Raw genomic sequence first — 12,573 nt, 5'->3', positions numbered from 1 at the left:
GGCGACGAATAGCTGATGTTCCCTCTCCCCGGTGCGTAGTCTTCCTGCCCATGACTCCGGATCATGGCTCCGATCGAGTCTCGGGCAACTTCGCCGAGTTGCTGCGCCGGTACCGGCTCGCGGCGGGCCTGACCCAGATCGAACTGGCCGAGCGGGCCGCCGTCGGGGTCCGGACCGTCCGCGATCTCGAGCGTGGGCGGTCGTCCCGTCCACAACGTACGACGGTGGAGCTGCTCGCCACGGCGCTGGATCTCGACGGCCCGGGCCGTACCGAATTCTTGGCGGCCGCCCGGCGCCCGGCCGGCCCGGTGGTGGCCCTGGCCCCGTTCACCGATCCGGGCAGAGTGTCGGCCGGCGACACCCGTCCCGCGGGGCGCAGCCGGCCCGGTACCGGTCTCGGGCTGCCCGAGCCGGCCGAGTTGACCGGCCGTGATCACGACGTCGCCGAGTTGACCGCCATGTTGACCCCCGGTCCCCGACTGGCCCGGGGCGTGGTCAGCCTGGTCGGCCTCGCCGGGGTCGGCAAGACCGCGCTCGCCCTCAAGATCGCCCGGCGGATGCGGGACCGGCATCCGGGCGGGACCAACGGGATCGTGCTGACCGAGGGGTCGACCGAAAGCGACGTACTGTCCGTGGTCGCTGCGGTCTTCGGCGTTGGGCGGGCGAGTGACCTCGCCGGGCGGCTTCCGGAGGCGCCGTCGTTGCTGCTGGTCGACGCGGTCGAGCGGGCCCCGGGGGCGGCGGCCGGGGCGCTGGACCGGCTCGCGGCCATCGCGCCGAGCCTGCGGATCCTGGCCACCGGACGGCATCCGGTGGGGCTGCCCGGTGAGCGGGTGTGGCCGGTGACGCCGCTGGAGGTTCCGGCCGCGGCGGTGCCGGCCGACCTCGACGCGGTCGCCGGCTATCCGGCGGTGGAGCTTTTCCTGGCCCGGCTGCGACAGGTCCGCCGTGAGCCGCCGCGCCCCGACGAGGTGGCCGCGCTGGTCGAACTGGTACGTCGGCTCGGTGGCCTGCCGCTGGCGATCGAACTCGCCGCGGCCCACGGTCGTCTGCTGGACCTCAACGAGATTCTCGACCGGTACGGCAACCGGGTGCTCGACCTGGCCACGCCGCCGGTGACCCGGGCCGCGCTCGGGGTGAGTCTGCGGGACGCGGTGGCGGCGAGTTTTCGTCTGCTCGGGCCGACCGAGCAGGCGGCGCTACGACGGCTGTCGGTGCTGCGCAACCGCTGGTCGGTGGAGTTGGCCGAGCGGATGCTGACCGGCTGGCCGGCGGTTGGGGAGGGTGTGGAGTCGTCGGCCGGGAACGGTCTGGAGTCGTCGGACCGTACCGGGGCGGAGTTGGTCGACGGTGACCCGGTCCCGCTGCTCGACCGGCTGATGGCGCTGGGGCTGATCTCGTCCCGGGGCACCGGCCCGCTCCGGTTCCGCCTGCTCGACGTGGTACGCGACTTCGCCATGGAGCACGCGGTGGCCACGGGTGAACTGGCCGCGATCCGCCGCCGGCACGCCTCGGTCCTCGCCGACCTCGCCGTCCGGGTCGCGGCGGACCTCACCGGTGGCCGGTTCCTGGAGGCGGTCGGGGTCTTCGACGAGATCACCGCCGACCTGTGGGCGGCGCTGGCCCACTCCGCGAACGACGACCCGCACACCGCGCTGCGGCTCGCCGCCCAGTTGAGCCGTTGGTGGCGCTACCGGGGGCGGGACGTCGCGGGACGGCAGTGGCTGCGACGGTTGCTGGACGATCCGCGTACCGCCGACGCGGATCCGACGATCCGGGCCTGGGCGGAGGTGGGCATCGCCCAGCTTGCCCAGGAGCACGGGGCGGGTCCGGCGGAGATGCCCGCCGCCGAGCACGCGTTGGCGGAGTTCGAGCGCCTGGGCGACGTCGTCGGTGAACTCGCCGCCCGGAGTGTGCTCTGTGGACTCTGGACGGCGCTCGGCGGCCACGACGCGGCGCGCCGGCACGGCGAGGCGGCGTTGGCGCTGGCCACCCGGAGCGGTCGGGTACGGGACATGGCGGTGGCCCAGAACAACCTGACCTGGCACGAGATCCGACGCGGTGACCTGGTGGCCGCCCGCCGCCGGCTGGCCGCCGTCGACCGGCTCGCGGGCCAGTGTGGTGAGGAGCGGCTACGGGTCCTGGCCAGGGCGAATCTCGCCGAGGTGGCCCGCCTGGAGGGCCGGTACGCGGACGCGGTCCGGCAGGGCCGGCGGGCGGTACAGGCCCTGGCCGACCTCGGTGATCCGGGGCACCGCCGCCGGGCGCTCGGTACGGTCGGCCTGGCCCTCGCCGAGGACGGTCGGATCGACGAGGCGGGGGCGGTGCTCGCCGAACTCCGGGCACGGAAGGATCCGGACGGCGGCCCGGGTACGCCGGAGCTGATAGTCGGCCGACCGGCGGAGGAGCCGACACCACCGGACGAGGGGATCTGCGCCCTGATCGAGGCGGTCCTGGCGGTGCAGCGGGGAGACCGCGAGTGGGCGGCGGAGTGGTACGCGGCGGCGGCGCAGTCGTCGGCCGGCGCGCGTGACCTGAGGGATGTCGCCGAGGCGTTGGTCGGGGTGGTGGCGACGACGGACGATCCGGCGGCCCGGGCAAACGCGCGGAAGCTGCTCGACCAGGTGTGCCTGGAGGGTGGCATCACCCTGCTGCCCCGGGAGCGGGCGATGCTCGACTCGGTGGACTGACCGCAGCCAGGTGTCCGCTGGCGGGGCGGTGTCGGCGACCCCGCTGGGTGTGTCGCCCGGCCGCCCCGCCGCATGTGTGCGCTGCCCGGCGGCCGCTGTGGGGGCGTGGCGCGGGCGGAACAGCCCCCCGACGGAGCCCCTCGCTAGCCCCCGCCCGCGCCACATCCCCCAGAGCCCCCCGGCTCGCTGAACAGTATCCAGTAGCCGAGTCCGGAATATTCCTTAGGCCGGTCGTGTCCGGAACTTCGAGTGACTTCTGCCGGTCTTTCTGCCGGTTTCCGACCGCCCTTCCGGTATCCCGCCGACCAGCGACGGGAGCGCTCCCGGGCGGCGCCGACGGTGGCGCCGGCGACCAGGTCGGGAGTCGCGGGTCAGCAGTCGCCGTTTGGTCGGTCGCTGCCGGCGGTCGCACCCGGATGCACCGCGTCGCGGATGGTCCGGAGCCCGTCGAGCAGAACCCGCAGCGCCGCGGGATCGAGCTGGCCGACGAACCAGTCCTCGATCAGTTGGACGTGTCCGGGCAGGGTCTCCGTGAGTCGGGCCAGACCGGCCTCGGTGACCACCGCGAACGCGCTGCGCCGGTCGGAGGGACAGGCGCTGCGGGCGAGTAGCCCGTCGCGCTCCATCCGGTCGACGACCCGGGTCACCCCACTGGTCGACAGCGAGGTCTGGGTGGAGAGGTCGGTCATCCGGAGCCGGTGCTCGGGCGAGCGCGCCAGTCGCATCAGCACCTCGAACTCCACCGTCGAGAGCCCGTGCTCCTCGAACTGGGCGGCGAACCGGGCGGCGAGTCCGGCGTGCACCTCCATGAACAGGCCTATGGCGGTGAGGCGGGGATCGTGGAGGTTCTCGGTCACGGTGACATCGTACCAGTACTTGACATGGGGAATATTGCCGCGTCTATAGTTGCTGCGTCAGACATCCATCCGCACCCCTATCCTCCTGGGAAGGCAGCACCATGACCAGCAGCCCGGAATCCACCACCCGCAACTGGGAGAACCTGACCATCCCGACCGCCGGCACGTACGCGCTCGACCAGGCGCACAAGCGCGTCGGGTTCGTGGCCCGGCACATGATGGTGAGCAAGGTGCGCGGCGAGTTCCGTACCGCGGAGGCGACCATCACGGTGGCGGAGAACCCGCTGGAGTCCTCGGTGACCGCGACCATCCAGGCCGACAGCATCGACACCAACCAGCCCGACCGCGACGCCCACCTGCGCAGCGGTGACTTCCTCGAGGCCGAGAAGTACCCGACCCTGGAGTTCCGCAGCACCGGCGTGAAGTCGCACCACGGCAACGAGTTCGTGCTCACCGGTGAGCTCACCATCAAGGACGTGACCCGGCAGGTCGAGCTGGAGGTCGAGTTCGAGGGTGTCGGACGTAGCCCCTTCGGCCAGGACATCTTCGGCTTCACCGCGAGCACCGAGATCGACCGTGAGGAGTTCGGCCTGACCTGGAACGTCGCCCTGGAGACCGGCGGCGTGCTGGTCAGCAAGAAGATCAAGATCGAGATCGAGGGCGAGGCCGTCCGCCAGGCCTGACCCGTGCGCCGGCCGGTCGGTTCCGGCCGGACCGACAGCCGAACCGAGACGCCCCGGTGACCTGTTTACTGGTGACCGGGGCGCCTCGCTGGGTAATGCGCCCGGTGGAAGGGGTGTCACGATCGTGTGCGATTGTTGGACCCAGCGCCGCTGATCGCTTACTCAGCGCCAGTGGCCGCTTGTGGTCGCGCACGCTCAGCGCTCCTACGGTGATAGATCGGACACGCCTCCGGCGTACGGGCGACCGGACGGCGTCGACAACGCCTCGTGGCGGGGAGGGCTCATGGGCCAGGACGTCTCGCAGGTCCTCTTCTCCCGGGAGGACCGGGTCCGTTACCGGCAGAAGGTCCGCCGCTGCCTGGACGTCTTCGCGCTCATGCTCGACGACCTCGGCTTCGACGCCGACCGGCCGACCACCGGCCTGGAGATCGAACTGAACCTGGTCGATGCCGACGCGGAGCCGGCGATGCGCAACGCCGAGGTGCTGGAGAACCTGGCCGACCCGACCTTCCAGACCGAACTCGGTCAGTTCAACCTCGAACTCAACGCGGCCCCCCGGCTGATCGAGGGGGACGGCTTCGCCGACTACGAAGCGGACCTCCGGGAGAGTCTGGGCCGGGCCGAGGAACTCGCGGTGAAGTCCGACGCGACGATCATCCTGATCGGCATCCTGCCCACCCTCACCCCCCGGCACCTGGTGCTCGACAACCTCTCCACCAACGAGCGCTACCGGGTGCTCAACGACTCGATCGTGGCGGCCCGGGGCGAGGACATCGAACTCGACATCCGGGGCGTGGAGCGACTGCAGACGCACACCGACTCGATCGCCTCCGAGGCCGCCTGCACCAGCGTGCAGTTCCATCTGCAGGTCTCGCCGGACAACTTCGCGAACTACTGGAACGCCTCGCAGGCGATCGCCGGAGTCCAGGTCGCGCTCGGCGCCAACTCGCCGTTCCTCCACGGCCGGCACCTCTGGGCCGAGACCCGGGTCGCCCTCTTCGAGCAGGCCACCGACACCCGGCCCGACGAGCTCAAGGCGCAGGGCGTACGACCCCGCGTCTGGTTCGGTGAACGCTGGATCAGCTCGATCTTCGACCTCTTCGAGGAGAACGTCCGCTACTTCCCGCCGCTGTTGCCGATCTGCGACGACGAGGACCCGGTGGCGGTGCTGCACGCGGGCGGGGTGCCCAAACTGGCCGAGTTGCGGCTGCACAACGGCACCGTCTACCGCTGGAACCGCCCGGTCTACGACATCATGAACGGCCGGCCCCACCTGCGGGTGGAGAACCGGGTGCTGCCCGCCGGCCCGACCGTGATCGACATGCTCGCCAACGCCGCCTTCTACTTCGGGCTGGTCTGCGACCTGGCCGAAGGTGACCGGCCGATCTGGAGCCAGCTCACCTTCAGCGCCGCCGAGGAGAACTTCCACGCGGCGGCACGCCGCGGCATCGACGCGGTGATCACCTGGCCCCGGCTCGGCGAGGTACGCGTCACCGACCTGGTACGGGACGTACTGCTGCCCCGGGCGGCCGCCGGACTGGACCGGTTCGGCGTCGGCGCCGCGCACCGGGACCGACTGCTCGGCATCATCGAGGAACGCTGTCGTACCGGACGTAACGGCTCGGTCTGGCAGGTCGAGGCGGTACGGGCAGCCGAACGTGGCCGGGGCATGAACCGTTCCCAGGCCCTGCACCACATGCTGCGGCGCTACGGCGAACTGCAGCGGACCAACGAACCGGTGCACATCTGGCCGGTGGAGGGCTGACAGCGGTCAGCGAGGACGGCGACCGAACCGGCGCAGCCGGCCTGTCGGCTTCCCGTCGTCGGCCGGCTCCCCGGCCACCGTCGGCTCGTCCCCGGCGGACGGTTCCCCGCCGGCCCCGGCGTCCCCGGTTCCGCCGGCCCGGCCATCCCCGGTCCCACTGTCGCCGGTTCCACGGTCCCCGGTCGCACCAACCGGCTCATCCCCGGTCGCCGGCCCGGCGTCACCGGCCGGACCCTTCTCCACGCTGGACGGCCCGCCCGCGGAGCCGCCGTCCCGGCGCCCGGCGGTCGGTTGGCTCGGCACCCGTACGCCGGCTGCCGGGGACCCGGATTCCGCCGGGGTCGCGGCGGGGAGCGCGGCCGGTCTCCCGGACCGACCGGTCCGGGTCGGTCCGGCGAGCGCCTCGGCACGCTGGGCGAGCGCGGCGACCAGCGCGGACCCGGCCACCCCGGCGACCACCGCGTACGGGGCGATCAGATGGGCCGACACCTGCGCGGAGTCGGCGTCCGCCAGCCGGGGTGCCACCCCGAAGTAGCCGGCCGCCACCAGCGCCGGGCCGGCCATCCCGGAGATCGCCGCGCCCACCCGGGTAGCCGGTCGCCGGGCGGCGGACCGGCCGGCGAGCACCCCGATCAGCAGCGCCGAACCGAGCGCCAGGGTGATCGCGGGCCAGGGCAGAGGATCACGGAGCCAGTCGCGCCCGTCGTCGGTGGTGGTCTGCCAGACACCGAGCCGCGCGGTGAGTGGTCCGCCGTCGGACAGGACGTCGTGCACCACCGCCGCCACGGCGAGCGACCAGATCCAGGCGCTCGTGCCGAGCACGTTGCCGGCCACCGCCGGCGAGGATGTCGCCCAGATCGCCACCAGCAGTCCGACCAGGACACCGACGACCGCGTACCCGGCGGCGACGGTCTGCGGGGAAAGGTCGTCGACCCCGGTGGCGGTCCGGGCGGGTACGGCCACCAGTACGACGGTGACCAGTCCACCGATCGCGGCGGCGACCGCCAACGAGGCGCGCCACAGGCCGGTGGCCGACGGCGAGGACACCGGGGTCGCGTCGACGGACCCGTCGACCGGCTCGGCGGCGGACCCGAGCCGTACCGCGCAGATCGCGCCGACGACCGTGGAGGTGGCGGCGATCCAGACCGCCCAGGTCAGGCTCGCCAACCAGGCGGCCTCGCCGCTCGGATCGGTCGACGGCAGCCAGGCGATGATGCCGAGCCCGTAGCCGAGGCCCAGTTGAGCCGCACCGGCGCCGGCCGCTACGCCGACCGCCGTCGCGAGTGATCCTCCCCAGCCCCGTACGGCCATGCCGGGCAGCGTAGCGTCCACCCGCCTCCGGGGCGAGTGCGTGGCGGGCGTCCGTCGAGCCGGGCATCCCCGCGGGGGCGTCCGCCGGTCCGGGCCTCGCCGTGGCGTCCGCCGGTCCGGGCCTCGCCGTGGCGGGCGGTCGTCCCCGAGCCTCCCCGCGGCGGGCCGTCGCTCCCGGCTTGCGGCACACTTCCACGGTTGGCTGTGGAAGGTCGGCGTGTTCCCCGACGCGGGATGGTGGGCAGAGAACAGATGACGGATCTGGACATGACGGGGCGACCCGAGACGGGCTCCGGAGCAGGACATTCCAGCCGGGCGGGGTTGGTCGCGGGCGGGGCCGTCGGCCTGGTGCTCTGTGCCGTGGTCGGTGCCTTCGGCGGGTACCTGCTGGCCGGCGACGACACGGGCGGGTCGGACCAGGGCGCCGGACCGGTCGCGACGAGTGCGGCGCCGTCGGCGACGAAGACCTCCCGGGCGGGCACCCCCACCCGGTCCCAGACCAGTCGCCCGCCGACGACGGCCCCGCCGATCGACGGTCTGCTCCTGCCCGACGTGCTCGGCCAGGACTTCAGGGAGGCTCGGCTGGAACTGCGGGACCGTGGCCTCGGGGTGGAGGTGGTGTTCGGCGCCTCCGGCAGTGACTCCAGCGTGCACCGGACCGTGCCGCCGGGTGGCACCCCCGTGAAGCGGGGTATCACGGTCAAGATCTATGTGGTGGGTGGGCCGCCGTCGGTGGTCGTACCCGATGTCGTCGGGCAGTCCTGCCGGCAGGCCGCCCGACGGCTGGTGGACGACGGCCTCTATCCCCGGTATCCGAGCGGCGAGAGTGGCGAGGTGCGCGAACAGGACCCGCCGGCGGGCGGCACGCTGAACTGGAACGACCAGGTACGGCTGCACTGCGGAAAGGCCGTCGCGCCGACCGGCACGCCGACCTACTGAGGACGCCGACCCACTGAGGACACCGGCCGGGACACGCCGGAGGCGTTCGCGGCGGGCCGGACGTGCGTGGGCCGGCTAGGTTGAAGGAGGTTGGCCCCGCTCGCATCGGCGCCGAGAGGACGTGCCATGGCCGACGACCCGCAGAGGTTCCGGGGCACTCCGGAGCCGGACGACAACGGGCCGGACGACAACGGGCCGGACGACAACGGGCCGGACGACAACGGGCCGGACGCGGCGGGCGGCGCGGCGGAGACCCGACCGATCCCACCGGGTCCGGCGGAGCCCCGGGCGGTCCCTCCCGGCCCGTCGGAGACCCAGGTGATCCCGCCGGGCCCGGCGGAGATCCCCCGGCCCGCACCGGTTCGGGAGCCGACCTGGGCCGGCCGGGCCGAGGTGCCGGTCCGACCGGCGTACGACCCCGGCACGCAGGTGCCGACGGACTGGGCGTACGCCGAGGAGCAGGACGGCCGCCGCTGGTGGATGCCGATCCTGGTGGCGGTGATCGGCCTGGTCCTGTTGGCGGTGCTGCTCGTCGCCGGGTGGGTGATCGCCGACTCGGTACGGCGTGGCACGCCCGCCCCGCCGCCGGCCACCCCGTCCGGCGCCGCCTCGGCGGTCACGTCGGCACCGACCTCCGCGGCCCCGACGAGCGCCGTCCCGACCACTCCGGGCACCACCCCGGCGGCGGTCGCGGTCCCGCCGCTGGTCGGGTTGTCGGAGTCGGCGGCGACCGGGCTGCTGGAGCAGTTGGGGCTGGTCCCCGAACTCCGGTTCGAGGCCTCCGACGAGCCGGCCGGAACCGTGCTGGCGACGGAACCGGAGGAGGGCGCCGAGCTGACCCCGGGCGACGTGGTGGTACTTGTCATCGCCGAGCCGGCCCCGTCGACCCCGCCGGCGACCACGGGCGGCGCACCCACCGCATCACCCAACCCCACGCCGAACGGCTGACGAGCGGCGCGTCCGGTCAGGCCGGACGGTGTCGGGACCGCAGCTGTCGGGTCCGTGACACCGGCGCTGGGTCAGCCGACCCGGACCCGCTGGCCGACTGCCGTGGAGTTGGTCCGTATCGGTCGCTGCACCGGCAGGTGGTTGCGGCGTACCGGGTTGGTGTGCAGCGTTCGCAGCCCGTTGGGCTGCACGAATATCGAGCGTCGCTCCACCGCGTCGCCGCTGGAGTTGAGCTCGTAGCCGTCGAGCCAGACCCAGCCGTGGTACGTGGGCCAGTCGTGTACCCGGATCACCCGGAAGTAGATGGGATCGGCGAACTGGACGCTCGCCGTACGCGTCACGTGGAGCACATCACCGGAGCGGGGAAGAAGCAACATCAGCTCCTGTCCGTCTGGCCGGCACGCGGACCGGCGAGAGAGGCGGGCGGGGGTCTGGAGGTGGTCGGCGACGCGGTGTGCGTACGGGCGGGCGGTGCGGAACTGGGATGTCGGCCGAGGTGACGTGTGGGTCGAGCCCGTCACGCCACCCCGACCGACACCTGTCGACTCCGGGACGCGCCAGCCGCCGTAGCGGCCCTGGCATACAGCGGCGGGGGCTCTTACCCCGGAGCGGGGCTTCTCGCCGTACCGCTGGCACGGCCGCCGTCCCGGGCAGGCGAGAATGGGGGAGCATTGGATCGCCTGACCGGACGGGAACGCTGCGTAGCCCGAGCCATACGCACAGGGTGCATCAAGAACATGATCAATGCAAGTTGCACTTTGCCCTTTGCGGCATGACGGCGATAGTGGTCCGTACGGCGCTTGCTGCCCCTTGCGTCGAAGCGGCAGACTGGACCCGGTTTCGGCCCGCTGCCGCCGATCGGGACTCTGACCGCCGCGAAGTCCCCCGCCAATGGCCTGATTTCCGTGGCCGTCCACGCGGCACGAAATCCGGATCTTGTCATGATCACTCGCCCCATAATGATCAACTCGGAGGTGACCCGGTGACCGAGCGCCGGAGCCCGACCATTCGCCGCCGCCGTCTCGGGGCCGAACTCCGCCAACGCCGGGAGAAGGCGGGGGTGACCATCGAGGGCGTCGCCGACATCCTGGAATGCTCCGCCTCCAAGGTCTCCCGGATCGAGACCGGCCACACCACCGCCACCGTCCGCGACGTCCGGGACATGCTCGGCATCTACGGCGTGACCGGTGCCGAGTGCGAGGAACTGATCCAGATCGCCCGGGAGGCCCGGCAGAAGGGCTGGTGGCATCCCTACAGCCCGGTGCTGGCCGGGGCGTACGTCGGGCTCGAGGCCGCCGCCGGCTCCGTCCGGGCGTACGAGCAGCAGACCGTGCCCGGGCTGCTGCAGACCGAGGACTACGCGAAGGCGATGATCCGCTCCGCCCGTCCGGACTTCACTCCGGAAGAAGTCGAACAGCGGGTCCGTGTCCGGTTGGGTCGTCAGTCGTTACTGAGCCAGGACGATCCGATCGAACTCTGGGTGGTGCTTGATGAGGCGGTGATCAGCCGACCGGTGGGCGGCGACGCGGTCATGCGGGCCCAGTTGGAGCGGCTGGTGGAAGCCGCTGACCTACCGAACGTCACGCTCCAGGTCCTGCCGTTCGACGCCGGCGCGCATGCCGGCATGGACGGCACTTTCGCCATCCTCGGCTTTCCTGAACCGGGCGATCCGGACGTGGTGTACGCCGAAAACGCCACGGGCGGGTTGTTTCTGGAGAAGCGGGATGAACTACAGACATACATTTTCATCTTCGACCACATCCGAGCAGCGGCAATGCGCCCGGAGGAGTCCGTAGCTCTGATCGCGAAGATGGCAGAGGAGCCATTGTGGAAGTGGAGACAAAGGGGTACCGCGTCGACCTGAGCGGGGCAGCCTGGTTCAAGAGTTCGCGTAGTGGACCGAGCTGCGACAACTGCGTCGAGGTGGCCTTCGCGGGTGGCGCGATCGCGGTTCGTGACTCGAAGAACCCGACCGGCCCTGCCCTGATCTTCACGCCGGACGAGTGGGACGCCTTCCTCGGCGGTGCCAGGGACGGCGAGTTCGACCTGGCCTGACGGCCACCACGGCCGGCGGCCAACAGCGGCGCGGTCACCGGGCAGCGATCAGTTGCCGGGTGGCCGCGCTCTCCGTCTCCACCCACCGACACCCCCTCCACCTGGGATAATCCCTGGTCCCGCCGTCGCCAGCGCCGGCCCGGGTCGTTGTACCAGTGGGTGCGGCGGGGGCCGGGCCAACCCGCCGGAGGGTCCGCGACCGCGGCCCGCCGAGGGGTTCGCGACCGAGCGAGGCAGGCGAGACAGATGGCGATCGGGTCGGAAAATCTGGGCAACGGTTCGGGCAAGTCGGACCGGTTCGTCGGCAAGTACCGGGGTGCGCGCCGGGACGGCGGTACCACGGTCGAGGAGTCGTCGGCCGGCGCCGATCTCGGCCCGGTCGAGGCGACCGCCGCCGAGCGGCCACCCGAAGTGCCGCCGGAACTGGCCGGCAGCGCCACGACGGACCGGGGGCCGACCCTGCCGTCGCTGGACATGGGCGGGCTGACCGAGCCGGTCTTCCCCCCGGCGGGCTGGCCCGACCTGCCCCGCTCCGAGCCGCTGGTGGACCACCCGCTGCTCCGTGGCCTGTTGTTGGAACTGCCACCGAAGGGGACGATCCCCGGCTCGGTCTGGCTCGACCGGTGGTTCGAGGCGGCCCGGGCGATCCTCGAACTGCTATACGTGCAGGACTCGCGTACCCGATGAGGGTGAGCGGCGGGTGACCGCGCGCTCCGCCAGGCTGCTGTGCCGCAGCGCGTGCCGGACGCCGATCGTGCCGACCGCGAGCACCGCGACGGTGAGCACCACGCCGAGTTTGCCCGGGCCGGTCAACGGCACCAGACCGGTGGCGTCGACCAGGACCGGCACCATCACCAGCCCGGTGACCTGCACCGGCAACACGACCATCGGATGAGCGGCCGCGGCCCGTAGCCGCGGCGGGGCCGGGGTCCGGGGTGCGGCGGCGAAGGCGCCGGCGCGGAGCCGGAGCCGACGTATCCGCCGTACCGTCAACAGGGCGACGAAGCCGGCGGAACCGAGCGGCAGCGCGAGCCCGGCGGCGGTCCGGTCGACCAACGTCGGCCCGGACTCGACCAGGCCGGCCAGCAGCACGCCGCCGAGCCCGGCGAGGCCGAGCGCGGCGAGCCCGAAGAGCAGCCCGGCGCGCCGACGCAGCGCCCGCGCGGTCCGCAAGCCCGGCAGCCCGTCGGCGACGAACCCGGCGGCCAGCCAGACGGCGGCGATCGCGAGCAGGATGGCGAGGTCGGTGTCCATGGTATTGATGCTTGCCCGTTTCGCCGCCGGGCGAATCCGGGTCCGTCCCGGCCGTCACCCGGAGAAGACGG

At 72.6% G+C, this 12,573-nt stretch carries 12 protein-coding genes; 8 read left to right on the top strand and 4 right to left on the bottom strand.

Going from position 1 to position 12,573, the window contains the following annotated elements; genetic code table 11:
- Window positions 1–50 precede the first annotated feature (50 nt).
- Entirely contained in the window at window positions 51–2,690 is a 2,640-nt protein-coding gene (locus ABGB21_RS00195; protein WP_347656148.1) for a helix-turn-helix domain-containing protein, read from the top strand.
- A 371-nt stretch (window positions 2,691–3,061) separates the two neighbouring features.
- Here ABGB21_RS00195 and ABGB21_RS00190 read toward each other — a convergent pair whose 3' ends face one another.
- Window positions 3,062–3,547, bottom strand: coding sequence for a MarR family transcriptional regulator (locus tag ABGB21_RS00190; RefSeq protein WP_347656146.1), 486 nt, complete (start codon window positions 3,545–3,547; stop codon window positions 3,062–3,064).
- A gap of 101 nt (window positions 3,548–3,648) precedes the next feature.
- Between ABGB21_RS00190 and ABGB21_RS00185 the strand changes: the two genes are divergently transcribed.
- Window positions 3,649–4,230 (top strand): YceI family protein, encoded by a 582-nt coding sequence (locus ABGB21_RS00185; RefSeq protein ID WP_347656144.1) that lies wholly within the window; start codon window positions 3,649–3,651, stop codon window positions 4,228–4,230.
- Between the two features lie 283 nt (window positions 4,231–4,513).
- Window positions 4,514–5,995 carry a glutamate-cysteine ligase family protein gene (locus ABGB21_RS00180; protein ID WP_347675873.1) on the top strand — a complete coding sequence of 494 codons (1,482 nt, stop codon included), beginning with the start codon at window positions 4,514–4,516 and terminating at the stop codon, window positions 5,993–5,995.
- 6 nt (window positions 5,996–6,001) lie between these two features.
- Here the strand turns inward: ABGB21_RS00180 and ABGB21_RS00175 are convergent, their stop codons facing one another.
- Window positions 6,002–7,306, bottom strand: coding sequence for a hypothetical protein (locus tag ABGB21_RS00175; protein ID WP_347675871.1), 1,305 nt, complete (start codon window positions 7,304–7,306; stop codon window positions 6,002–6,004).
- Window positions 7,307–7,573: 267 nt separating this feature from the next.
- Here ABGB21_RS00175 and ABGB21_RS00170 point away from each other — a divergent pair, with 267 nt between their 5' ends.
- Both ABGB21_RS00170 and ABGB21_RS00165 read left to right on the top strand, forming a co-directional pair.
- Window positions 7,574–8,245: a PASTA domain-containing protein gene (locus ABGB21_RS00170; protein ID WP_347675869.1), complete on the top strand. Its 672-nt coding sequence runs from the start codon at window positions 7,574–7,576 to the stop codon at window positions 8,243–8,245.
- Window positions 8,246–8,371: 126 nt separating this feature from the next.
- Window positions 8,372–9,193 carry a PASTA domain-containing protein gene (locus tag ABGB21_RS00165; RefSeq protein WP_347675867.1) on the top strand — a complete coding sequence of 274 codons (822 nt, stop codon included), beginning with the start codon at window positions 8,372–8,374 and terminating at the stop codon, window positions 9,191–9,193.
- A gap of 71 nt (window positions 9,194–9,264) precedes the next feature.
- Here ABGB21_RS00165 and ABGB21_RS00160 read toward each other — a convergent pair whose 3' ends face one another.
- On the bottom strand, window positions 9,265–9,570 hold the full coding sequence (locus tag ABGB21_RS00160) for a hypothetical protein (protein WP_347656135.1): 306 nt from the start codon (window positions 9,568–9,570) through the stop codon (window positions 9,265–9,267).
- A 605-nt stretch (window positions 9,571–10,175) separates the two neighbouring features.
- Between ABGB21_RS00160 and ABGB21_RS00155 the strand changes: the two genes are divergently transcribed.
- From ABGB21_RS00155 to ABGB21_RS00145, 3 genes are all read left to right on the top strand, one after another.
- Window positions 10,176–11,057, top strand: a complete 882-nt coding sequence (locus tag ABGB21_RS00155; RefSeq protein ID WP_347656206.1) for a helix-turn-helix transcriptional regulator — start codon at window positions 10,176–10,178, stop codon at window positions 11,055–11,057.
- Window positions 11,027–11,248 carry a DUF397 domain-containing protein gene (locus tag ABGB21_RS00150; RefSeq protein WP_331213822.1) on the top strand — a complete coding sequence of 74 codons (222 nt, stop codon included), beginning with the start codon at window positions 11,027–11,029 and terminating at the stop codon, window positions 11,246–11,248. Before ABGB21_RS00155 ends, ABGB21_RS00150 begins: the two co-directional genes overlap by 31 nt.
- Before the next feature lie 246 nt (window positions 11,249–11,494).
- Window positions 11,495–11,935, top strand: a complete 441-nt coding sequence (locus ABGB21_RS00145; protein ID WP_347656134.1) for a hypothetical protein — start codon at window positions 11,495–11,497, stop codon at window positions 11,933–11,935.
- On the opposite strand, the gene ABGB21_RS00140 is transcribed toward ABGB21_RS00145, so the two are convergent.
- Window positions 11,906–12,502: a hypothetical protein gene (locus tag ABGB21_RS00140; protein WP_347656132.1), complete on the bottom strand. Its 597-nt coding sequence runs from the start codon at window positions 12,500–12,502 to the stop codon at window positions 11,906–11,908. The genes ABGB21_RS00145 and ABGB21_RS00140 overlap by 30 nt on opposite strands.
- Window positions 12,503–12,573: the final 71 nt, after the last annotated feature.

Origin of the sequence: Plantactinospora sp. B24E8 (assembly GCF_039871735.1) — a bacterium.
Lineage (GTDB): Bacteria > Actinomycetota > Actinomycetes > Mycobacteriales > Micromonosporaceae > Plantactinospora.
The sequence above is the reverse complement of the archived record's forward strand: the minus strand, read 5'-3'. Positions and strand labels throughout refer to the sequence as shown.

What these genes read in the sequence shown, in the direction of transcription:
- ABGB21_RS00195 (WP_347656148.1), top strand. Translation starts at nt 51, where the DNA reads ATGACTCCGGATCATGGCTCCGATCGAGTCTCGGGCAACTTCGCCGAG.
- ABGB21_RS00185 (WP_347656144.1), top strand. Translation starts at nt 3,649, where the DNA reads ATGACCAGCAGCCCGGAATCCACCACCCGCAACTGGGAGAACCTGACC.
- ABGB21_RS00180 (WP_347675873.1), top strand. Translation starts at nt 4,514, where the DNA reads ATGGGCCAGGACGTCTCGCAGGTCCTCTTCTCCCGGGAGGACCGGGTC.
- ABGB21_RS00175 (WP_347675871.1), bottom strand. Translation starts at nt 7,306, where the DNA reads ATGGCCGTACGGGGCTGGGGAGGATCACTCGCGACGGCGGTCGGCGTA.
- ABGB21_RS00170 (WP_347675869.1), top strand. Translation starts at nt 7,574, where the DNA reads ATGACGGGGCGACCCGAGACGGGCTCCGGAGCAGGACATTCCAGCCGG.
- ABGB21_RS00165 (WP_347675867.1), top strand. Translation starts at nt 8,372, where the DNA reads ATGGCCGACGACCCGCAGAGGTTCCGGGGCACTCCGGAGCCGGACGAC.
- ABGB21_RS00160 (WP_347656135.1), bottom strand. Translation starts at nt 9,570, where the DNA reads ATGTTGCTTCTTCCCCGCTCCGGTGATGTGCTCCACGTGACGCGTACG.
- ABGB21_RS00145 (WP_347656134.1), top strand. Translation starts at nt 11,495, where the DNA reads ATGGCGATCGGGTCGGAAAATCTGGGCAACGGTTCGGGCAAGTCGGAC.
- ABGB21_RS00140 (WP_347656132.1), bottom strand. Translation starts at nt 12,502, where the DNA reads ATGGACACCGACCTCGCCATCCTGCTCGCGATCGCCGCCGTCTGGCTG.